The sequence below is a fragment of the Paenibacillus sp. J45TS6 genome (assembly GCF_018403285.1).
Taxonomy (GTDB): domain Bacteria; phylum Bacillota; class Bacilli; order Paenibacillales; family Paenibacillaceae; genus Paenibacillus.
This window is the reverse complement of the sequence record NZ_BOSJ01000016.1, coordinates 19931-43644: the sequence shown is the minus strand read 5'-3', so window position 1 is coordinate 43644 and position 23714 is coordinate 19931. Positions and strand designations below refer to the sequence as shown.

Annotated in this window: 17 protein-coding genes; 14 read left to right on the top strand and 3 right to left on the bottom strand. The window is 40.2% G+C overall.

What is annotated here, in order from left to right; all coding sequences use genetic code 11:
• The first annotated feature begins 2 nt into the window (after positions 1-2).
• The 4 genes from KJS58_RS19490 (at position 3) to KJS58_RS19475 (ending at position 9564) form a co-directional block, all read left to right on the top strand.
• Positions 3-7208, top strand: a complete 7206-nt coding sequence (locus KJS58_RS19490; RefSeq protein ID WP_213535076.1) for an amino acid adenylation domain-containing protein — start codon at positions 3-5, stop codon at positions 7206-7208.
• Between the two features lie 35 nt (positions 7209-7243).
• Positions 7244-7447 (top strand): MbtH family protein, encoded by a 204-nt coding sequence (locus KJS58_RS19485; RefSeq protein ID WP_213535074.1) that lies wholly within the window; start codon positions 7244-7246, stop codon positions 7445-7447.
• 412 nt (positions 7448-7859) lie between these two features.
• Positions 7860-8300 (top strand): MarR family winged helix-turn-helix transcriptional regulator, encoded by a 441-nt coding sequence (locus KJS58_RS19480; protein WP_249717657.1) that lies wholly within the window; start codon positions 7860-7862, stop codon positions 8298-8300.
• A gap of 49 nt (positions 8301-8349) precedes the next feature.
• On the top strand, positions 8350-9564 hold the full coding sequence (locus KJS58_RS19475; RefSeq protein WP_213535072.1) for an MFS transporter: 1215 nt from the start codon (positions 8350-8352) through the stop codon (positions 9562-9564).
• Positions 9565-9752: 188 nt separating this feature from the next.
• On the opposite strand, the gene KJS58_RS19470 is transcribed toward KJS58_RS19475, so the two are convergent.
• Entirely contained in the window at positions 9753-10292 is a 540-nt protein-coding gene (locus tag KJS58_RS19470; protein ID WP_213535070.1) for a helix-turn-helix domain-containing protein, read from the bottom strand.
• Positions 10293-10425: 133 nt separating this feature from the next.
• Here KJS58_RS19470 and KJS58_RS19465 point away from each other — a divergent pair, with 133 nt between their 5' ends.
• The 9 genes from KJS58_RS19465 to KJS58_RS19425 all read left to right on the top strand — a co-directional run bounded on the left by KJS58_RS19465 (position 10426) and on the right by KJS58_RS19425 (position 19634).
• A complete protein-coding gene (locus tag KJS58_RS19465) occupies positions 10426-10665 on the top strand; it encodes a PLD nuclease N-terminal domain-containing protein (RefSeq protein ID WP_213535142.1) in 240 nt (79 codons plus the stop codon).
• On the top strand, positions 10662-11567 hold the full coding sequence (locus tag KJS58_RS19460; protein WP_213535068.1) for an ABC transporter ATP-binding protein: 906 nt from the start codon (positions 10662-10664) through the stop codon (positions 11565-11567). The genes KJS58_RS19465 and KJS58_RS19460 overlap by 4 nt, the downstream gene beginning before the upstream one ends.
• Entirely contained in the window at positions 11564-12352 is a 789-nt protein-coding gene (locus KJS58_RS19455; RefSeq protein WP_213535066.1) for an ABC transporter permease subunit, read from the top strand. The genes KJS58_RS19460 and KJS58_RS19455 overlap by 4 nt, the downstream gene beginning before the upstream one ends.
• Positions 12353-12476: 124 nt before the next feature.
• Positions 12477-13061 carry a hypothetical protein gene (locus tag KJS58_RS19450; RefSeq protein WP_213535065.1) on the top strand — a complete coding sequence of 195 codons (585 nt, stop codon included), beginning with the start codon at positions 12477-12479 and terminating at the stop codon, positions 13059-13061.
• A gap of 91 nt (positions 13062-13152) precedes the next feature.
• Positions 13153-14262 carry a phosphotransferase gene (locus KJS58_RS19445; protein ID WP_213535063.1) on the top strand — a complete coding sequence of 370 codons (1110 nt, stop codon included), beginning with the start codon at positions 13153-13155 and terminating at the stop codon, positions 14260-14262.
• A 204-nt stretch (positions 14263-14466) separates the two neighbouring features.
• On the top strand, positions 14467-15150 hold the full coding sequence (locus KJS58_RS19440; protein ID WP_213535061.1) for a response regulator transcription factor: 684 nt from the start codon (positions 14467-14469) through the stop codon (positions 15148-15150).
• A gap of 1 nt (position 15151) precedes the next feature.
• Positions 15152-16153: a sensor histidine kinase gene (locus KJS58_RS19435; protein ID WP_213535059.1), complete on the top strand. Its 1002-nt coding sequence runs from the start codon at positions 15152-15154 to the stop codon at positions 16151-16153.
• A 191-nt stretch (positions 16154-16344) separates the two neighbouring features.
• Positions 16345-17028: an ABC transporter ATP-binding protein gene (locus tag KJS58_RS19430; RefSeq protein ID WP_160035389.1), complete on the top strand. Its 684-nt coding sequence runs from the start codon at positions 16345-16347 to the stop codon at positions 17026-17028.
• Positions 17025-19634 carry an ABC transporter permease gene (locus tag KJS58_RS19425; protein WP_213535057.1) on the top strand — a complete coding sequence of 870 codons (2610 nt, stop codon included), beginning with the start codon at positions 17025-17027 and terminating at the stop codon, positions 19632-19634. Before KJS58_RS19430 ends, KJS58_RS19425 begins: the two co-directional genes overlap by 4 nt.
• A 145-nt stretch (positions 19635-19779) precedes the next feature.
• Here the strand turns inward: KJS58_RS19425 and glsA are convergent, their stop codons facing one another.
• Entirely contained in the window at positions 19780-20718 is a 939-nt protein-coding gene (gene glsA / locus KJS58_RS19420) for a glutaminase A (protein WP_213535055.1), read from the bottom strand.
• 128 nt (positions 20719-20846) lie between these two features.
• On the opposite strand from glsA, the gene KJS58_RS19415 reads away from it, so the two are divergent.
• Positions 20847-21746 (top strand): alpha/beta fold hydrolase, encoded by a 900-nt coding sequence (locus KJS58_RS19415; protein ID WP_213535053.1) that lies wholly within the window; start codon positions 20847-20849, stop codon positions 21744-21746.
• A gap of 117 nt (positions 21747-21863) precedes the next feature.
• Here the strand turns inward: KJS58_RS19415 and KJS58_RS19410 are convergent, their stop codons facing one another.
• Positions 21864-23513: a sensor domain-containing diguanylate cyclase gene (locus tag KJS58_RS19410; RefSeq protein WP_213535051.1), complete on the bottom strand. Its 1650-nt coding sequence runs from the start codon at positions 23511-23513 to the stop codon at positions 21864-21866.
• Positions 23514-23714 lie beyond the last annotated feature (201 nt).

Sequence of the window (23714 nt, the reverse complement as noted above, 5' to 3'; positions counted from 1 at the left end):
ATATGACGAATCTTTCATCATTATCAAGCAATCCCCTGACTGAAGCCCAGTCAGGCTTATGGTATGCCCAACAGCTGGATCCTAAAAATCCAATATATAATACCGCTGAGTATGTTGATATTCGAGGGCATTTGGATTTGGATCTATTCAAAATAGCAATTTATCAAATGCTTTTAGAAGCAAAAACGGTCCATTCGCTCTTTGAAGAAAGAGAAGAAGGACCGTACCAGACCCAGTATGAGATATCACAGCTTTCGGAAATAGAAATTATCGATGTATCAGGCCTTTCTAATCCGCACGAATCTGCACGAAACTGGATGCAGATGGACATCCGTACACCCGTTCAGCTTCAGGAGGGGCCCTTATATAAAGAAGCTTTATTCATAGTGGGACATGACAGATATTACTGGTATCAGCGAATACATCATATTGTGACAGATGGTTATGGTGTTGCTCTTCTCATGAGAAGAGCTGCCGAGATTTACACGGCATTATCTAAGGGAGGTCAAGTTCCTAATTGTAAATTCAGCTCCGTCCAAGATGTTCTTCTATCGGAAGATTTGTACCGAAGCAGTGGACGTAAAGAGATAGATCGTACCTTTTGGCTGAATCGCTGTACGAAAGACATGGACATACCTACGTTAGCTGATCGTACCTCAGGTGTGCCAAATTTCGTGATCCGCAGATCCTTGTCTTTCGAAGCATCTTTATGTGATGATTTGATACTTAGTGCGAAGAAAATGAAGGCGAACTGGGCTGAGGTACTCATCGCCGGAATAGCAGGGTATATGTACCGTTATACGGGAATAGAAAAGGTTAGTTTTGGGTTACCAGTAATGAATAGATCAGGTTCAGCTCTGTACAATTATCCAGGAATGATGATGAACATCATTCCTCTTCAAGTAAGGTTGCACCCGAAAATAAGCTTGCGTGAAATTGTACGAAAGGTATCGGAAGAAACGAAGGAAATCAAGAAACATCAATCCTACAGGCATGAAGAGCTAAGAAGAGAACTCGGTCTTGGATTTAATCAGAGAAAATTGTTTGGTCCGCTGCTTAATATTATGCCGTTTTCTTCTGTACTAACCTGGGGAAATGATGCCTCAGGCACCATTCATAATATAAACTCAGGACCGTCAGAAGATCTTTCTTTTCATATTTATGGAACGGCAGATGGCAGAAATATTACACTGAATGTAGATGCGAATCCTAATTTATACAGTGAAGAAGAAATAGAGATTCATTTACAAAGACTTGCTGCATTTCTTGGACGAATGACCATCGAACCAGAGCAATTGATTTCAGAAGTGTCGTTGTTCCTTCCAGGTGAGCGCGAAAAGCTAGTAACCTCTTGGAATGATACATATAAAGAGGGGACTGATATACATCTAACAAGTTTGTGGGAAAGACAGGTGGTTCGCTGTGATAAGCGAACAGCGATTACTTATAACAACGAGAAAATGAGCTATACGGAGCTAAACCAGAAAGCAAACCGACTCGCCAGACATTTGATGAAATACGGCGCCGGACCGGAGCGGATTGTTGCCATTATGATGGGGAGGTCAGAGGAACTTCTAATTGCCTTGCTTGCAGTCATGAAATCGGGAGCTGCCTATTTACCGCTCGATCCTGATTTTCCTGAGGAACGACTTACGTATATGTTTGAGGATGCAAAGCCTATTATCGTTCTGACCGAAGAGGGCATGAAAGAACAAGCATTTATTCCTGATCCTATTGTCAAAATGACGATAAATGGACCTGATCTGGGAAGAGTATTGAAACAATATTCTGACAGGGACATCTCCGATCAAGAAAGAACGGAGCCAATATCAACGTCTCACCCCGCTTATGTTATCTATACTTCTGGTTCTACAGGAAAGCCCAAAGGAGTGGTGATTCATCACCTAGCACTCACCAATTTTCTGATGTCGATGCAGGAACTTGTGCCCATGAAGGAAACCGACCGGCTATTGGCCGTCACGACCGTTTCTTTTGACATCGCAGCATTAGAGCTTTATCTTCCCTTGTTGCAAGGTGCAAGTATTGTAATCGCACCACGAAGAACGGTTCAAGATCCTGAATTGTTTGATGAACTGATGTCATATTCAAATATAACAACGATACAGGCAACGCCGACTTTGTGGCAATCTTTAGTGCGTTTTAATTCAGCGGCGGTGCGAGGACTGAAAGTACTAACCGGAGGAGAAGCGTTATCGACGGAGTTGCTTCAGGAGTTAGACAGGCTGGATTGTGAAGTTGTGAATTTGTATGGACCTACGGAAACCACCATTTGGTCTACTGCAATACCACTTACCTTCTCGCAAAAAGCGATACCTGTTATCGGCAGACCGATCTGGAACACAGAAGTTTATGTATTAAATGAACGGTTCGAACCGGTCCCAGTGGGCATGATTGGGAATCTATATATTGCTGGAAAAGGACTTGCGAGAGGATATTTAAACCGTTATTCACTTACGGCAGAACGGTTTATAGCAAATCCCTTTTGTACAAAAGGATCGAGGATGTATGATACCGGAGATTTGGCAAGGTGGCTTCCAGATGGAACATTGCAATATGTCGGACGGAGTGATCACCAAGTCAAAATTCGCGGATACCGGATCGAGCTGGGGGAGATTGAGTCCATTCTTTTGCAACATCCATCTTTAGTACAGGCAGCTGTTATATCAAAAACAGACGAAGCAGGTGAGAGCAAGCTCGTTGCTTATGTTGTCATGGACCAAGAACCAGCCGAATGTCGTTCAGTAACGAACTCAGAGCTGCGCAGTTATGTTGGAGAACGACTGCCAGACTATATGATTCCTGCAGCGATCATGTTCATGGATGAACTCCCGCTTACACCCAATGCGAAGCTGGATCGTAAAGCGCTGCCTGAACCAGACTACGCTTCTCTGACAACATTACGTCAAGCCCGGACACCGCAGGAAGAGCTTTTGTGTGAATTGTTTGCCGACATCTTGCAACTGCCAAGAGTAGGAATTGATGATAATTTCTTTGATCTAGGTGGACATTCCTTACTCGCGGCACGTTTATCTATGCGCATACGCGGTATTTTTTCGAAGGACTTGTCACTGGCAGATCTGTTTGAGGCACCAACGGTAGCAAAACTCGTTAAGAAATTAGATGATGTTGTGCATACTCGCCCAGCTATACAGCGAGAAGAAAGACCAAGTGAGATCCCGTTATCTTTTGCACAAAAAAGACTATGGTTTCTTGATCGTTTGGAGGGACCGAACAGTGCCTATAATATTCCCCTTGTAATTGAAATGAAGGGTCTTTTACAGGTAGATGCGCTGAAAATGGCCTTGAATGATTTGGCGCTTAGGCATGAGTCACTACGTACAATATACCCTGAGAATGGTGGCACAGCTGAGCAGTTGATCCTTGGTCCAAACGAGGTTTCAATTCCGTTTGCCGTGACAGAGATTTCACAGATTGAGCTGGACAACAAGGTGAAGGAAGCCATTCGTTATCCTTTTTCTCTATCCAAGGAACCTGCTATACGTGCTGATTTATTCGTCATTCATCCAGAAGAATATGTTCTCGTCCTATTACTGCATCATATTGCCGGAGATGGATGGTCATTAACACCGCTTACTCAGGATTTGTCACTCGCTTATGAAGCTCGATGTAGAGACGCAGTTCCTGAATACAAACCTCTTCCCATTCAATATACGGATTATGCATTATGGCAGGAAAGATGGCTTGCATTGTCTGAACAAGCTGACGGTTATTTAGAAGAGCAGTTACAATACTGGACTCATCAACTAGCTGAGCTGCCCGAAGAACTTCCCATGATGAAAGACTTTCCAAGACCAGCTAATCCAAGCTTTAAAGGGGGAACCGTACAGCTAGAATTCAGCAGAGAGTTGCATGAACGACTTCAAAGACTGGCACAGGATTGCAGAAGCAGCCTATTTATGGTCTTGCAAGCTGGGTTTACAGCTTTGTTAAGCCGGTTAGGGGCGGGGCATGATATTCCGCTAGGGACACCGGTTGCGGGACGAAATGATGATCAGCTTAGCGATATGATAGGCTTATTTGTGAATACGCTTGTTGTCCGCACCAATACATCGGGAAATCCAACATTTCGGGAACTGATTGAGCGAGTTCGGGAGACAGACCTTGCGGCTTACAAGTATCAGGATATTCCGTTTGAGCGGCTCACACAACAATTGAATCCACCACGATTAAAATCAAGACATCCCTTGTTTCAAATCATGTTTGCTTTTCAAAATACACCGGAACCAGGACTATCGTTATCGGGTATTGAGACAAAGCTTGAACTTGCTCACACGGATTCGGCAAAATTTGATCTGACATTAGAACTCAGAGAATATCGAACGGATTCCGGTTCGCTAGACGGTATTCGCGGATTCCTGGAATACAGTAAAGACCTCTATCAAGAGGAAACCGTTCAAAAAATAGCGGAACGACTTCTTTTTCTGTTAGAACATGCTGCGGAAAAACCTGACCAGTCCATTGAATATCTTCCTATTATGGATGAGGAGGAGAAACAATCACTGCTTCATCTAAGGGATAGAATTGAAGAGGATATGGAAGAGTCAACCCTTGTTAGGTGGTTCGAAACTCAGGTGCGTGAGACACCGCAAAACATAGCAGTATCATATGATGAAGATAAAGTTACTTATCAGGAACTGAATGAAAAGGCTAATCAATTGGCAGGTCTTCTGAATCGAGCTGGTGTAGGTCCTGAAAAGGTAGTCGCGCTTGGAATATCCAGATCAACTAACATGATTGTTTCTATTCTCGCGATCTTAAAATGTGGCGGAGTCTATCTTCCTCTTGATCCAGCCTACCCTTCTGAGCGGATTGATTATATGATGCAAGACGCGAAGCCCGTATGCTTGGTTACAATGCAGGAGCATTTGTCAAAGTTTAGGAATGTAGCCAGCGGTACATCGGTTCTTCTACTAGATGATCCGGCTACAATTGAGGAGATATGCAATGAATCCAGGACGAACTTAAATATAGACAGGATTTCTGAAATGGCCGACAAGGACATGCTTCAACCACAGAATGGTGCCTACATCATTTATACTTCTGGGTCCACAGGTCAGCCAAAAGGGGTCATCATTCCTCATCAGAATGCAGTGAGGCTGCTTCGAACAACGGAAAAAGACTATCAGTTCCGTGATACGGACGTATGGACACTATTTCACTCCTATGCATTTGATTTTTCGGTATGGGAAATATGGGGGGCTTTGTTGTATGGTGGAAAACTCGTGATCGTACCAGATCTCGTTCGTCGTTCGCCTGACTCCTTCTTAGAACTGCTCGTTCGTGAGAAAGTGACGGTGCTCAATCAGACACCCTCTGCTTTTTACCAATTGATGCAAGCAGATCAGGATAAGCCCGAGCTGTCCGCTGGTTTACAGCTTCGATATGTTATTTTTGGCGGAGAAGCACTGGAAATTTCTAGATTGGATACTTGGTATGAAAGGCATCCGGACAATGCTCCAACACTCGTTAACATGTATGGCATCACGGAAACAACTGTTCATGTCACTTATAAGGAACTACGCCATAGTGATACAGAGAAAGAAGTATCCAGTAACATTGGTAAGGCAATTGGAGATCTCATGGTATACGTTCTTGATGATTATTTACAGCCAGTACCTATTGGAGTTACGGGAGAGATGTACGTAGCCGGTGCTGGACTCGCACGAGGGTATTTGGGCAAACCCCTGCTTACAGCTGAGCGATTTATCGCAAATCCGTATGCCGAAGGCAGAATGTACCGCACCGGGGATCTTGCCAGATGGGCCAATAATGGAACACTTCATTATATGGGACGTGCAGATCAGCAGGTAAAAATACGCGGGTTCCGAATTGAACTTGGTGAGATTGAGAATGTTCTCATCCATCATCCTTTTATAGAACAAGCTGCCGTGATCGCTCGCGAAGATAATCCGGGTGATAAAAGACTTGTTGCTTATCTAGTTCCAAGCGCCGGTACTTATCCTGAACTGGCTGAATTGAAACGGCACGCAGCGCGTACCCTTCCGGATTATATGATTCCATCAGCCTGCGTGGTTATGAACGAATTTCCACTAACCAATAACGGTAAACTGGATCGAAACAAACTTCCTGCACCTGACTATGGAAGATCGAATCTTTACCAAGGGCCGAGAAGCCCACAGGAAGAAGTATTGTGTGATCTGTTTGCTGAAATTCTCTCTGCCGAGAAAGTGGGTATCCATGATGGATTCTTCGATCTTGGAGGACATTCACTGCTCGCAGCTCAGCTCATGAGTCGTATTCGGGATTCCCTTGGTGTGGAGCTAAGTATCGGTATTTTATTTGAAGCACCATCGGTTGCAGCTTTGTGTGAACGGCTGGAAGACGGGGGAGAGCAAAATGCACTGAATTCGTTGTTACCGCTTCGAAAAAAAGGAGAAGGGAATCCACTATTCTGCATTCATCCGGCAGGAGGACTGAGTTGGTGTTACGCAGGGCTTATAAAATCACTTCCTTCCGATGTTCCTCTTTATGGACTTCAAGCTAAAGGGATAGGGGAGAAAACAAAACTTCCTTCAACACTAGAAGAAATGGCAAAGGGATATATCCAGCTTATTCGGGAGGTTAGACCGCACGGGCCTTATCATCTGCTTGGTTGGTCACTCGGAGGAAATGTGGCTCACGCTATGGCAGTCTTACTGGAAGAACAAGGGGAAGAAGTCGACTTATTGTGTATGTTTGATGCATATCCAGGACATTTCCTGCCTTTAGGGAAAGGCCCGGATGAGGAGGAAGCGCTAATCGCCCTTTTGGCACTGGGCGGGTACGACCCTGACATGATCGATGAGAAGCTGACAATGGCCGGAGCAATGGAGATTCTTCAAAGAGACGGCAGTGCACTAGCTAGTCTTACGGAAGAAACGATCTTGAACCTGAAAGAAACTTATGTGAATTCTGTGCGAATTCTTGGGGAGTACAAGCCAGGTAAATATCAGGGAGATGTGTTATTTTTCAGATCCACAATTACGCCAGATTGGTTTGATCCTATTTCCCCGGATACGTGGAAGCCTTACATCAAAGGAAATATGGATAAGCACGATATTCATTGCCGGCATAAAGATATGTGTCAGCCCATTCCTTTGTCGGAGATGGGACCGATTGTTGCCGAAAAACTTCGTTTTCATCTTGAGCCTAGTAAAGTGTACTGAATCTTATGAATCATAGTGAAAGAGGAGTGAACATGATGGCAAATCTACTTGATCATCCCGATGGTAATTTTATTGTCTTAATGAATGATGAGGAGCAGTATTCGATGTGGCCAGAAGAGATTGATGTGCCCGGGGGATGGATGATTGTATATGGTACGGAAAGTCGAAGCTCATGTCAGCAGTATATCGAGGAAAACTGGACCGATTTACGTCCAAAAAGTCTACGAGAAAATAAATGATACATTAATATGATGAAAAATTCACAAAAGAAGAAACTCAACAGGTTTGCCATAGTGGCAAGCCTGTTTTTTACCTAAAAACGAAAGAGAAGATAAGAAGATAAATGATAATTACTATACTATTTCAACATATGAAAAATTCAGAATAATAAAATCAAATTACCGTATCTATGTTACGTACCTCTTTATAGTTAACTTTCACTGAATCTATTCCAAACCTTTTGTATCAAAAGAAAAATACAGAAATACCAATCGAAAAGCAATCGAAAAACAACCGAAAATCAACTCGAATTCATAAAATAGGATGGGAAAATATCACTGAAATAAAGTGTTTGACAACATACATAATGTCGATATATCATGGTTTAGTTAAGTAAACTAAACTAATGGGCGAAGGGAGTTGAGAAGGCGATTGGAGAATTATCGTAAAGTGATAAAGAGTATGAACCTTATACTGGATGAATTTAATGTACTCATCACCAAGGAGTTTAAAGAATTAGATGATTTTCATCTCACCTCACAGCAAGAAGTCGTCCTGATTTATATATCTCGCCGTGATCGGGTGACTGCAGCACAGATTGCTCAAGAATTTGATATTACGAAAAGCGCGGTGAGCCAAGTACTTACGAAGTTAGAACAGCAAGATTTGATTGCGAAGATTGTGAATCCTGACAACAGACGAGAGTCATTTATTGTGTTAGGTAAACAAGGTAAGAGATTTATGGATACGTTAGAAGAGATCGATGATCAAATGATTGAAAAGTATTACTCCAAGGTTAAAATTGATGATTTAATTCATATGACAAATACGATGGAAGAAATCAATCAAGTGATTAAAAGAAACAAGAAGTAAAAGAAGTAGATAATAACAACATAGGTTACTACATGATGGAGGAAGAATTATGTCTTTAATGTTAAGGAATAGAGGCGCTATCCTGCTTCTAATGATAAACATCTTCTTAATATTTACGGGAATTGGACTTGTTGTTCCAATTATGCCGACTTATATGGACTTACTGCAAATCAGCGGAAGTATCGTTGGGCTTCTGGTAGCAGCATTTTCATTTACACAACTGATATTCTCACCGCTTGCGGGAAGATTATCAGACAACTGGGGACGCAAAAAAATAATTATTATCGGTATGGTTATATTTGCGGTATCGGAGCTTATCTTCGGTCTTAGCAGTACTGCATTTTTCCTATTTGCTGCACGTATGCTCGGGGGAATCGGGGCAGCACTCATTATGCCAGCCGTTATGGCTTATACGGCAGATGTAACATCAGGAGAAGAACGCGGCAAGGGAATGGGACTCATCAACGCTGCGATTACCACAGGTTTCATTATTGGACCTGGAATCGGCGGATTCATTGCTGAATATGGAATCAGGGTTCCGTTTTATGCAGCAGCTGTTGCAGGAACCATTGCAGCTATTGTGACCCTGATCGTATTGCCAGAATCAAAACCTCAAGTTGTTGATGATCAGGTGAAAGAAATCGTGAAACTTCCAAAACAAAATCTGCTCACTCAGCTCGCTAATTCTTACCGTGAACCGTATTTCCTAGCACTTGTTATTGTGCTTGTCGCATCTTTTGGCCTTGCCAATTATGAGACCGTATTTGGTCTATTCGTAGATCAGAAATTTGGCTTCACTGCAAAAGATATTGCGGTTATTATCACTTTTGGTTCGATCGCTGGTGCTGTCGTTCAGGTGACTGTATTTGGATGGATTTTGAATAAATTTGGTGAAAAGAATGTCGTCTCATTCTGTCTATTAATGGCAGCACTCTTTATTGTTCTTACCTTGTTTGTTCATCAGTATTGGATGATTCTGCTCGTTACCTTTATCGTATTCCTGGCTATTGATATCCTTAGACCAACCATCAGTACACAGATGTCTAAGATGGCAATGGAACAGCAAGGTTATGTGGCAGGTCTTAACTCTGCGTTTACAAGTATGGGTAATATTTTAGGACCTGTTATTGCCGGAGTTCTGTTTGACGTTAATCTGAACTTCCCTTACGTTTCTGCTGGAATCGTATTGTTCTTATGTTTCCTTCTTTCACTGAAAGCAAGGAAAGATGAGCGGATTCCCGGGCTTAAAGAGTCAGAAGTTTAAAAAGGAAACGATCATTAAATTATAAAATATTAATATAGAATCTTAAGATCTAAGCTAAGCTTGTGATAATATAAAATGAAAAAAGACTGCAGGCAAACTAGTTTAAGCTAGTTTGCCTGCAGTCTGGGGCACCGCATTTATATATGTGGTGCCTTTTTGTATTAAGAATAACTACTGCATTTTCAGTGCTACGCATCCGGAATAATAGTAACCGCAATGGTTCGTACGGGAGCATCGGTTTCATTATGCGCGCTATGGTAATATTTTGTCACCAATTCATTTAACTCATTTTGAAATTCCGCGAATTGTTTATCATCGATTTTTAACTCAATTAAAGAAAAAGTGGAGCCATCATCCTGTCGATCTAATTCTTTCAATTTCTTAAGATAGCTTTGATATTGAGTCAGTAGAGATAATTGATAATTGGATACATAATCAAGTTTCATCTCATCAGAAGCTTTTTTCCATTCTTCTGAATTTAAGCTAGCTTCCGTTTCATTCAGAGCGTAATATTTTTCGGAAACAGACTTGACCTTCTTTTCTCTAATCACACGAATAATTCCGGCATCAAACATAATTTGAATGTGACGATACAGGGTAGCTTGGGGTACGTCTTTGATTACCTTCACCATTTCTAAAGGGGTTAAACCTGTATCTTTATATCTCGCTAATACCTGCAAGATTTTTATGCGAACGGGATGCATCAGAATTTCTACTTTATTGACCATCGTGTTCTCCTTCACTTTGTCATGGATATTATTCTTATTATAAATAATGAGAATAGGTATTGCAATTGATGACCAACAAAGTTATATTATCATTATCAATAACGATAATGAAATGAATGAGGTGAATTTAAATATGAAACTACACTATGGCTTTGATGAACTGAAAGATATCGATTTTATGGCTTTTATCCCCATTATTTTACCGTTTATTCTCGTAGGTTCTTTATTAGTCCTCCTTGCTTTATTTGACTTATTCAGACACAAAAGTACGAGAAAAAACATTCTTATTTGGGCCCTGGTCATCATCTTTGTTAACACAATTGGGCCCATACTTTATTTTGTAATTGGAAGAAAGGATCGTGAAAAATCATGAGGTTAGAAGTGAAGAATGTGACGAAAACATTCAAAAACAAAACGGCTGTGAACCATTTTTCAATGGAATTGCAGACAGGAGAATGTGTAGGTTTGATCGGACCCAATGGAGCTGGGAAATCGACGTTAATCAATGTGATTTCGGATATGATCGACCCAGATGATGGCATGGTGTTGCTGAATGGGAAAAAGATATCTAGGGTGAAGCAGGAGATTGGTTATTTACCACAGTATCCTAACTTTTTTCCTTGGATGACGGCCAAAGAAACACTTACTTTTATGGGGCAGCTTTCTGGACTGGAAAAACGAGATTTAACAACGGAAATCCCTGAAATTTTGGCCAAAGTAGGGTTATTAGGCGAGGAGGATACAAAAGTAGGGACCTTTTCAGGAGGAATGAAACAAAGGCTTGGTATTGCGCAAGCTTTACTTCATAAACCTTCACTTATTATCATGGATGAACCGGTATCCGCACTGGATTCGATCGGCCGAAGAGAAGTGTTAAACCTAATTAAAGAAATAAAAGAAGATACAACGATTCTGTTATCTACTCACATCCTCAGTGATGCGGAAGAAATATGTGAACGGTTTGTCATCATCAAGGATGGTACAAAAATGGTAGATACAACGATCACTGAATTAGTAAAACAGAATCAGAAAAATAAGCTGGTCCTAGAAATCACAGCGAAAGATCATTCATGGATAAATAAGGTGAAAAATCTCTCCAGTGTCAAAGAGATCGAGGTGACTGGCAATCGATTATACATAGAAGTAGAAAACATGGAAAAGGACAAAAAAGAGTTATTAAAAAGTGCACTTACGAATGATGTGGACCTTGTTACGTTCCAAGAGGATCATGATACTTTGGAAGAGATTTTTTTAAAGTTGGTGGTGAAGAAATGAAACCGTTTATTGTGCTTATTAACAAAGAATTTGTTCAAATGATACGTGATTATAAAATTATATGGCTGCCGATCGCGTTTATCCTTTTAGGGATCACTCAGCCTATCGTAACTTTTTATTTACCTTCTATTATAGGGTCATTAGGCAGTGGTAAGGGAATCACGATTGATCCAAGTATGACTCTTCAGCAAGGCGGAGAAGTATTAGCTAGTACCTTAGGATCTCAATTTGATCAGCTGGGAATTATCATACTAGCCATTTCGATGATGGGAATGATTCAAGCAGACAAAGCAAATGGGATGCTGGCTTTTATACTTACAAGACCTGTTAGTGTCGTTTCATACCTATCTGGTAAAATAATATCTCATTACTTATTAGCAGTGGTTAGCATAACTATTGGTTATTTTGCATCTTACCTATATGTCAGCTATCTTTTTACGGATGTTCCGTTTTTACACTTGTGTATCGCTTTATTTTATTATCTTGTGTGGGTGCTCTTTATTGTTACCTTTATTGCAGTGGTGAGTACGATAGGTAACAGTCAGAGTATAATTGGACTCATTTCGATTGTTTTTCTGATTGGTTGCAGAATCATGGTTGGGTTTAGTCCCCTTACCGAATTTGTGAATTCAGCCAGCATGAGTAAGCATGCGATGGAGGTTCTAATTACAGGGTCCATAAATCTGAAAGCAATTGCCGCCACTATAGGCGCTCTATGTTGGATTGTATTGATGATCTACGTTATGCATTATTGGATTGTTAGCAAAAGATATCATCCGAAATAAAGTGAAGGAAGCCTTTGAAACTTTTATTCGGTTGATTTATGTATACTGCTGCCCAATCCGCTTACATATGGAAACATAAACTATAGATAAGAATCAACCTAGTATTTTTAGGAGGGTTACATCTATGGTAAAGAAGAAACTCCCCAAACGAGCGCAAGGATTTGTACCGGCACGAGTATTGCAAAATACAGCAAAAGTGATGTATCCATTTTACAGAGCGATTGCATTCCATAAGAGATATGCGGATGGGTGGAGTAAAGCAGTGATTTCACCAGATTTGGATAAAATGGTTCGGCTGCTCACCAAAGTCTCGCCTAGAGCAAAAGGGCTTTCGCTTGGGTCCAATGGCATCGGTTATTTCATTGGATTCCCTGTCAAAAATCCTTATCTCGAATTTTCTAATGGTACGACGGTCATTCCCGGAACTGCCCAGTTTACATTTGACCCAAGAATTCACCAGGCCATCGCACGCGCTGTACTCCCTTTTTATTATAAACTTGCGAAGGATCGTTCATTTGCAGTGAGCTTATCGAACGCAGTACGGAGTGGGAATGAGAAAGTTGTTCGATGTTTAATTCGCTCTTTCGTACGTACACCGGCACTCATTTCTGTGAAAATGGATTTGGACGGACCCGGAATATCCCTTAATTTTAAATATAAATCTTCCAAATTCATTTACCGAAATCTGTTGTTTATAGATCAGGCGTAAGAAATGAAGAGATAGCAGGGTGAAGTAGCTCTCGAAACGAATATATTAGGTTATGACTTTATCCTATTCTTTTGGGAGGTAATACATAAAGATGATTCCAGTAGAGACTCCGATTCGCATCGATCAGGACAAGATCCATAAGATAACAAACCATATTCTTCAAACGGAACAAGGAGAACTTAAAGAATGGACATGTACGCCTATTACGATAGATCAGCTTAATTTCGTTACTGGCGGTGTCTACCTTGTAGCAGGGGAAACGGAAATAGGCAGTGGAAATATGCGGCAATGGTCTTTGATTATTAAAATCGTTATTGCTGATTCTACGCGAGATGAACCAAGTCATTATAACTATTGGAAACGTGAAATTTTGGCATATGAATCGGGTTTACTGGATCAGTTACCCGGTAATTTAATAGCACCTGAGTGTTATGAGATGGAAGAAAAAGACGATGGTTCGGTTTGGCTGTGGTTAGAAGATATGGTAGGTGAAAGGGGAATATGGGAGAAAGAGAATTATGCTTACGCAGCTGCCAAACTAGGGGCATTTCATGCTGCATATTTAAATGGGAGATCACTGCCTCAGGAAGCTTGGATCAATAGACATTGGATGCGTTCCTGGACTAAGGAATGTGATAAATACCGTAATATGCCTTCAAGGCAAGAAATGAATCAGATGAATCTAAGCAACGAAGTAATGAACATTATTGATAAATATGAGCAGTTCGAAAGAAAACGCAATGAATACTTAATTGCTTTGGAAAGTCTTCCGAGAACATTATCACACCAAGATTTTGATGAGTTTAATGTCTTGTATCCTGATAAGTATCAAGAAGAAGACAAGCTCGCTGTTATTGATTGGCAATTTATCAGTATTTCAGGTGTTGGAGAAGATCTAGGCCGTTTTCTAGGTCTATCGATGAGCCGAGGGAATGTGCCGATTGACAGGCTCAGCGAATATCGAGATCTAATTTTCACATCATACATAGGTGGACTTAGGAAGAATGGATGGAATGGGAACGAGGAAACTGCTAGACTCGGTTACTTACTTTCTTTTGCTTTCCGCTCTGTATGGGAAATTCCTCTTATGTTAAGACAGCTCCAGCAAGATAAGGATTCACCAGAGAGCAAGCGCTTGATATATATTACTAAGCTTCAGATGGACTCGGCAGAACAAGCAGAGCGACTTGGAAGTCTATAAATGGTATGCTAAGCCTGATGACTACATACGTATGCCGCGCAGCTCGCGGCTTTTTTTATGAGTCTGATTTTTTTACTAAAAAAGCTAAAGTGACGAAGCACAGTTTTAACGAGTTTGTAACAAAATTGAGTTTGGTATATGCGCTGATTATGAGAGAATAAACATCGAAAAAGGCTAATTATATTGAAGTTAGGATGAACGCTAATGAAGATTTTACTTGTTGAGGACGATAGAACAATAGCATCTGGGCTAGAATATTCCTTGCAGCAGGATCAGTATGAGACAGTACTCTGTTATGATGCGGCATCTGCAGTGCAGGTATTACAGCATCAGTTATCTGAGCTAACGTTATGTATTTTTGACCTATCCCTTCCCGACGGCAGCGGATATGATCTGTGCAAGATCGTCAAAGAGCGAAGTGATATTCCTGTCATCTTTTTAACAGCCATTGATGATGAAGTCAATGTTGTAATGGGTCTAGATATGGGAGCCGATGATTACATAACAAAACCTTTCCGAATTCGGGAATTACTCTCGCGGATTAAATCTGTCTTACGGCGTTATCAAAAACAAACGAAGCCGCAAACCTATATTGAACTAGGTAATGTGAGAATTAATACGCTTGAAGGAAAGGTGTATAAAAATGGAGAAGAGGTTCTGCTGACCGCACTGGAATATCGTTTATTACTTATATTTACGAATCATATTGGACAAGTTCTATCTAGAACTCAGCTCCTAGAACGGATATGGGATGTAGCAGGGGATTTCGTAAACGATAATACGTTATCCGTATATATTAAAAGGTTGCGAGAAAAGTTAGAGGATAATCCACAAGAACCGAAGCTGATTAAAACCGTGCGCGGTTTAGGATATAAGGTTGGTGATTAGGATGTTCCGAAATAAAGAAATTCGAATGTTACTACTGACCATGTCTTCGTTCAGTCTAATTGCTGTTATCACTTCACTAGTGATTTCAAGGGAAACCGCATGGATCACCATCGTTACTGCAGCAGTACTCATCACTTGCAGTATATTATATACTCGGTACCGGTACCGAGAGATTGCTAAGTTATCAAGATATCTCCGTGAAATTACGAGCGGCAACTATTCACTGGATGTACGTGATAACGAGGAGGGCGAGCTCAGTATTCTTAAGAACGATATCTATAAAGTAACACTCATGTTATCGGAGCAACGGTCTCTTTTACAAGAAGATAAAATAAAACTGACCAATGCGATCTCCGACATATCTCATCAGCTCAAAACACCGCTTACCTCCATGACGGTCATGACCGATTTATTAAGTGATCCAGATCTGGATCGAAGCAAACGAATAGAGTTCGTACGGAATATCAGTACCCAACTTGATCGAATCGGTTGGCTTATTTCTGCGTTACTGAAATTTTCGAAAATAGATGCAGGTACAGCTCAGTTTAAGAAGGAACGTGTTAAGGTAAGCGAACTAATTCAGAAGTCAATTGAGCCTGTACTCGTTCCGATGGATATTAAGGAACAAAAACTCAATATCCATGGAGAAGACTCCACTTTCTTTCTTGGTGACCTGAACTGGAGCTCGGAAGCGATTGTTAACATTTTGAAAAATGGTGTTGAACATACGCAAGCAGGCGGAGAAATCACCATATCATACGCTGAAAACGTACTTTTCACGGAGATTATCATCTCGGATAACGGAAAAGGAATACCAAAGGATGAGATCCCTCATCTATTTAAGCGGTTCTTTAAAGGAAAACAGGCAAGTGAAGACAGTGTAGGAATTGGCCTTGCACTCGCGCAAAGTATTATTACGAGTCAAAATGGAACGATTGATGTAAAAAGCGAGCCTGGAGCGGGAACCGAGTTTCACATCAAATTTTATAAACATGTCATTTGAATTAATTCCGTAATAACGATAGTTACATGAGTTAAGAGTTCAAATTCAACAATGTATGAGCTATACCATTGAGCTCAAACATAACATTTCTTCTGCTAGGTATCCTTAAGTGACTAAAAAGTCACTTAAGAGTCACCTGAAAGTCATGGAAGGTAGATATACTGATCTCATGAACAAAGGGGGTCATCCATATGGAGATTTTAAAAGTAGAAAATCTAACTAAAATATACGGAAAAGGCGATACAGCAGTGAAGGCGCTGGATGATGTTTCTTTTTCGGTGAAAAGAGGCGAGTTCGTCGCCATCATTGGGCCGTCAGGCTCCGGGAAATCAACCATTCTTCATCTGCTGGGAGGTGTAGATCAGCCAACCAGCGGTAAAGTATATGTGGATAATACAGATATTTATGCTTTGAACGAAACACAGCTTGCGATATTTCGGCGCAGACAAATTGGACTGATTTATCAGTTCTATAATCTCATACCGGTATTGACCGTGGAAGAGAATATTACGCTTCCTCTCCTGCTGGATGGACATAAGGTGGATAAGAAACAGTTTGCGGATACGGTGAAGCTGTTAAATTTAGAAAAGCGTCTAGGGCATTTACCTAATCAGTTGTCAGGAGGACAACAGCAGCGCGTGTCCATTGGCAGAGCGCTCATCAGTAACCCTTCCATTATGTTAGCAGATGAACCAACAGGTAATCTAGATAGCAAGAACAGCGCTGAAATCGTTGATCTTCTAAAAATGTTTAATAAAACCTACAATCAAACACTTATTGTCATTACTCATGATGAACGGATCGCTCTGCAAGCAGATCGAATTATTACGATAGAAGATGGAAGGATCGCTAAAGATGAGGTGATCCGTCCGTGAATATCGTCAATAAATTAACATTACGGCATTTAAGATTAAACAAGCGTAGAACGTTGGTTACGATTTTGGGCGTCATTATTTCAGTCGCCATGATTATTGCGGTAGCGTCTCTCGGTGTTTCTTTTATTGATCTCATGAAGAGACAGAGTATCGCAACTGAAGGAGAATGGCATGTACAATACCACAATGTAAATAAAGCTCAGCTTAATGTGATTGAAGCAGATGAGGCTACCAAAAAACTAGTCATCTCAAAAGATCTGGGATATGCTCCTTTAGAGGGAAGCCAGAATGACAATAAGCCTTATCTATATATCAAGTCATATAATGAGAAAGGTTTTGAACAGTTTCCTATTGAACTAATGGAAGGACGCTTTCCGAAAGCAAAGAATGAACTTGTTATCTCTGAAGAAATAGCTTCAAATGCAAAAGTGGATTATAAGATTGGAGATTCCTTAACCTTACAGGTGGGGGAACGTGCTGCTGCTGATGGTCAAGAAATTGAAAACTACGTCCTGAATCAGAATGAATCATTACGTAGAATGAATGATCGTATTGAAGAGCGTCTTCAAAACCAGACAACCCAGGAGTATACGGTGGTAGGGATTATAAAACGTCCTGAATGGGAACCCGCCCAAGCGCCTGGATATACGGTGATAAGTTATTTTGATGAAAATCTAATGTCAGCAGGAGATAAGGTTACGGCGACCGTTGTTCTAAACAAGGTGGATAATTCGCTGTACGCGCATGCCGAAGAATTAGCTAAGAACAATCATATTGAAAAAATCGTTTATAATAATTCTCTGCTGCGTTATTCTGGCGTTACAAGTAACAGCGATTTGAGAACTATGCTTCTTTCATTATCCGCCATCATCATGACGATTATTATGGTCGGTTCGATTGCTTTAATATACAATGCATTTGCAATTTCAGTTTCTGAACGAGCTAGACATTTAGGAATGTTAGCAAGTGTAGGGGCGACAAAAAGACAAAAAAGAAATTCGGTGTACTTTGAAGGATTCGTGATTGGAATCATTAGTATCCCTCTTGGTATCATTTTTGGACTTGCTGGTATCGCGATTACCTTTATGTGTATTAATCCGTTAATTCAAGGCGTATTAGATGTCACAGCAAAATTGACGGTAGTTGTAACACCATCTACTATTCTTATCACTTGTCTTGTTTCGATGCTGACGATCTTTATCTCAACGTATATACCTGCCAGGAAAGCTTCTAAGATTTCTGCCATAGATGCGATTCGTCAGACCCAGGATGTAAAGCTGACTCGCAAAGCGGTGAAAACCTCAAAGTTTGTTCGTAAGGTATTTGGCATGGAAGCAGAGATTGGTCTAAAGAACTTAAAAAGAAATAAACGCAGGTACCAAGCGACTGTCTTTTCACTAGTGATCAGTATTATTTTGTTTCTAAGCATTGCCTTTTTTACTTCCATGATGCAAAAGTCGATTGAACTATCATCCAGCGGGGTGAATTATGATATTTTAGTTCAGATGGATTATCTTGATTCTGAGGAAGAAGTTGCTGAGCTGGTTAACTCGATTACTGCTCTTCCAAATGTCACAGATGCTAATTATATTCAATCGTTAGAAGTAAATTCTTTGGTTGATAAAGCTTTCATTGCTGATGAACTAAAAGAGACTCTAAAGGAAGACGATAGTATTCTGAAAGATGGAAAATATCCATATTATATTCAAATTTCTGCCCTGGATGATATCAATCTAAAGGCATACGCTGAAAAGGCAGGAGCCGATTACGATCAGTTAATTGATCTTGATGAACCGGCTGCGATTGTAATCAACAAAAATAGATATGAAGATCAAGAAACAAGAAAATATGTGGAGACAAAGGCCATCTATTTGGAAAAAGGAGATCAGATCGATCTATTTTATACCGATTGGGATACAGAAGAAGAAACAAGCATGGAGCCTATGAAAATTGCTGCATTAACAGAAGAGTTACCTTTAGGTATTACTCCTTCCTATCTGGGTAACCTGAATATCATTGTTTCAGATCAGGTTTTTAAAGAGCTGGTCAGTGAGAATATGAAAAAGAATATGAGAAACTCACTTTACCTATCGAGTTCAGATCCATTAGCACTGCAATATTCTATTGAAGAATTGAAAGAGAACAATATCTATATTTATAATGTGTATAAGAACCGGCAAGGTGAAGAACAGATGGTTTTACTTATGTCCGTATTCACGTATGGTTTTATCGCGTTAATTACCCTAATATCTGTTGCTAATATTTTTAATACCATCTCAACCAGCATTTCGCTTCGGAAACGTGAATTTGCGATGCTGAAATCAATGGGAATGACGCCAAAAGGTTTTAGAAAAATGATCAATTATGAGAGTATATTCTACGGGATCAAGTCCCTGCTATATGGTCTTCCTATAAGTATCCTGGCGATGTACCTCATTTACCGATCTATGATGAACAGCTTCACGTTCGGATTTTCACTACCTTGGCTTAGTATACTGTATGTTATCTTAGCTGTGTTTTTGATTGTAAGTGCTGCTATGCTCTATTCCAGCTCCAAAGTGAAAAAAGAAAATATCATTGATGCATTAAAACAAGAAAATATTTAATTCAGTTACGCTGCTCATGACATTCAATCCATAAAAGAAGCTCTGCTTATTCAAATTTAGTTCTAATGAATAGGCAGAGCTTCATTTTTCTATATTTATGTGAATCAATTTCATAACACCTTTAGCTGCTTTAAGCAGAAGTGTGTTAGAAGATGCTCCATTTCATCTCTTGTGAGATCGTCTCAAGTAATTCAATTCCGGCTTGACTATTACCCTTGTCATTCAGTGATGGTCCAATTACACCAATTCCATAGCGGCCTGGAACCAGTGCTAAAATACCGCCAGACACCCCGCTCTTGGCAGGTAAACCTACTTGTATTGCAAATTCCCCAGACGCATTATACATTCCACAAGTTGTCATGAATGTCTTGGCTATTTGAACAACCCTTTGCGGAATCAGTTCTTTTCCAGTCAAAGGATCTGTACCATCGCAAGCAAGAACTAAAGCCATTCGTGCTAAGTCAGCGCAATTGACGAGAATAGAACAGTGACAAAAGTAAATTTTCAGTACCTCTTCGACATCTCCATCAAGGACACCATTTCCTTTTAAAAAGTAAGCTATGGAACGATTTAAATGTCCTGATTCAAGTTCCGAGTGAAAAACATCCTCATCGTGTTTTAGGTTATGATTATTCGCAAGTTCTTTGAAAAATTGAAGAATCCGTTCTGATTTCTCTTTTTGACTGTTCCCGTGAATTAAAGAAGAGACCATAATAGCTCCTGCATTAATAAACGGATTGAAAGGAATACCCGGTCTAACTAGTTCAAGCTTAAGCATGGAATTAAAGTTATCACCTGTCGGCTCCATACCAACTTTACTAAATACGATATCTTCTCCATTATCCATAAGAGCTAAAATCAGTGTGTACACTTTAGAGATACTTTGCATCGTAAAGCACATTTCAAAGTTTCCAGCGGAAGCAAATTCTCCCTTTGTGTTTAAAAGAGTGATCCCTAAGGCATCATGAGATGCTTTCGCTAATTCAGGTATATAAGAAGCGACTTTCCCAGTAGAAGAGTGGGGCACACTTGACTTGACCCATTCAGGAAGTTGCTTTCGTAACTTTTCAATCTCGATATTCATCATCGGGTGCTCCTTTTCATCAAACAATTAGGGGAGGAATATGAATCATCTTACTTTTCCCACATATCGGAAGGATTATAAGTGAAGGAGGGATAATTAAGTAGGAGTAAAGAAAAAAGGAGGAGACAATGAAATCCTTACTACCCATTCGTGGTACTCGGCTATATGTTGAGGAATACAACAACACATGCGAAGAGGCATTATTATATTTACATGGAGGACCTGGAGCCAGTTGCTTAGATTTTTGTTATCATCAGGCATTGGAGTTATCAGAAACCGTAAGGGTGATTGCCTTTGATCAAAGAGGAGTATTGAAATCTGACCCTATATCAGTAGGAGAAACGTTTGGCATACAAGATATCATAGAAGATTGTGAGGCTTTACGGATTCATTTAGGGATTCGTAAGTGGACTGTGTTAGGTCATTCATTTGGTGGATATGTGGCATTTAACTATGCGGTTCAGTATCCGAATACCGTAAAAAGAGTAATATTTGAAACCCCTTCTTTTGATATAAAAAGCTCAATGAGAAATTTTATTCAAAGTGCATTACCTATTTTTCAATCTTTGAACCATCAAGAAGGCATCCAGAAGTGTAATCAGTATGTAGATGGAGATTTCTCAGCAAGTGATCTTTGGAATGCTTGGGGGGAGATTGGGCAACAATTAGGCGAGCATCGTGATCGTCTTTACTTTAAAGGCATGAACCCAGAAGTATATAATGAATTGGTAGATCGATTGGTTCCACCGGGTGAACTCTGGGAAAGGGGTCAGATACATATCAATAAACTGCAGGAGGAGGGCGAATTTTTTAAAAGTTTACTTCCAAAGCTCCACAAACTTACTCAGTCTTCACTGTTAATTACAGGTGTATTCGATCCCGTATGTACGGTAGAACAACAGGAAACATATAGACAACAAATACCTAATCATTCCATCGTATCTTTTGATAAAAGTGCTCACTTTCCAAGACTTGAAGAACCGAAGAAATATAAGCAAGCGATCATAAGTTTCATTAAACAAAACTAGAACATTTTGAGGAACGGATGGACCACGATATAGGAACGATGTTCTGCTCACTAATCTCATTGATATTAAAAAATGCGGCAATAGCAGAAATGGCTGCTATTGCCGCATTCTATACTTTTATGAATCGTGTTGTTCTTCTTGATGCTCTTCATAAAATGTAACTCGATTTTTTCCAGACTGCTTCGATCGATATAAACATTCATCCGCTATTCGAATAATGTTACCGACATTCGGATCATGCAAAGGATAGAATGCCACACCAATACTGCAGCCAATGGAAACATGATTGAAATCAACAATAAATGGCTTGTTCATGAAAGTGATGATTTCCTCAGCTAAATCAAGAGACTCTTGATAAGAAACAGCTTGTGATGATCGAAGAATAAGCAGAAACTCATCTCCTCCCAATCGAACGGTAATGTTACCGGGTTTCGTAACCACTAGAAGTCTTTGCGCAACTTTCTGTAAGAGCAAGTCGCCTACTTGATGGCCCAGTGTGTCATTTACTTTTTTGAAGCCATCCAAGTCGATGTACATAAATGCAAGTGTCTCGAAGAGGAGATCGAGATGTTCAATCGTTTCTTCTAAATAACGTTCAAGTGCGATACGGTTCGGAAGTCCGGTCAATTGATCTTTTTCAGCGAGAAGTTTCATATCTCCGAGTGCAGATTCAGAACGACTTAACGATTCAACTAAACTTCGCAGCGATGTAGAAAGACTGTGGATCTCAGCAAATCTCTTGTATTCAGGAATGGTAACATTACTACCTGAACGAAGCTGATTCGCTGCTGCTGTTATTCCGCGAATGGGTCTGGAAATCGTCTCCGCAAGAAACCAACCGATGGTGGCAAATACGATGGATGCTATAATACCAATAAAAATAAAATTGTTCATCATTTGGCTCATAGAAGAAAATGCGACATCGGTAGGTTGTCTAACCAGTACAGTCCAGCCGAGGCCTTCATAATTCAGATAACCATCCCCATAAGCATAACCCGTGAGGTAGCTTTTTCCATTGGGCCATTCCTCAACTTCCCAGTCGTTCTCTCCTTTTTGACTTTTTGTAACGCTGCTAATATTAAGTTTCTCACCCACCATATTCTTCGGGCCAAGCAGTACCGTGCTGTCTGCTTTACTGATAATGAATAATTCTAAGTCTTTTATATGGTCCTTCTGAGGTTCGAGAATCGTTCTCTGAACTTCCTTTGACCATTCCCAGCTTAAGTGAGCAGCAAGTACACCAATTGTAGTTCCGGATTTACCTTGGACGGGTAAACTGATATCGACGAACTGTAAGGGTTCTCCCGTGGGATTTGGAAGAAGTTTCGAGAGTAATACACCTTCATGTACATCTCCGATAAACTTTCCTTTGATTCCTTCTTTAAAAACAGGACGTTCAGCTATGTTGTTTCCTACTAATATTCCGTCAGTTGCAGCTAGCACTTCACCGTGGTCGTCCATAAATCCAACCCAGGAGAAAGAGGGAAAGCTCGCTTTTAATTGATTAAGTAACTTTTGGGTTTTATCTACTTCTTGAGTTTGTTCCATTTCCATCATAGATGCCAAAATCTCAACCTCACCTGCACGAGACCACATGAAACTATCGAGTTTGTCCGACATTTGATAAGCGATACTCGAAAGGGATTGACCGATCTCATTTTGTAATCTCACTGCTGAACGATTGCTTAGGAGTGTCCCAATGATTGCAGTTAATAAAATGACAAAAGATGTGAATGTAAGAACAAGAATCGTACGTAATTTAATCATGATAGCCTCCCACGTCTAATATGTTTTAAGACTCACAGAACGAGGCTTTTTCATATAAAGTGAACAGTGTGAATATAACACGAAAAGGAAAAATAATCCATAGAATTTGTCGGTTTTTATCGCTATTTGTTATATTTTGTATTACTATTGTAATTAATTAATTGATAACACAAGAAATGAGCTGTAGAGTTAAGATGTGTG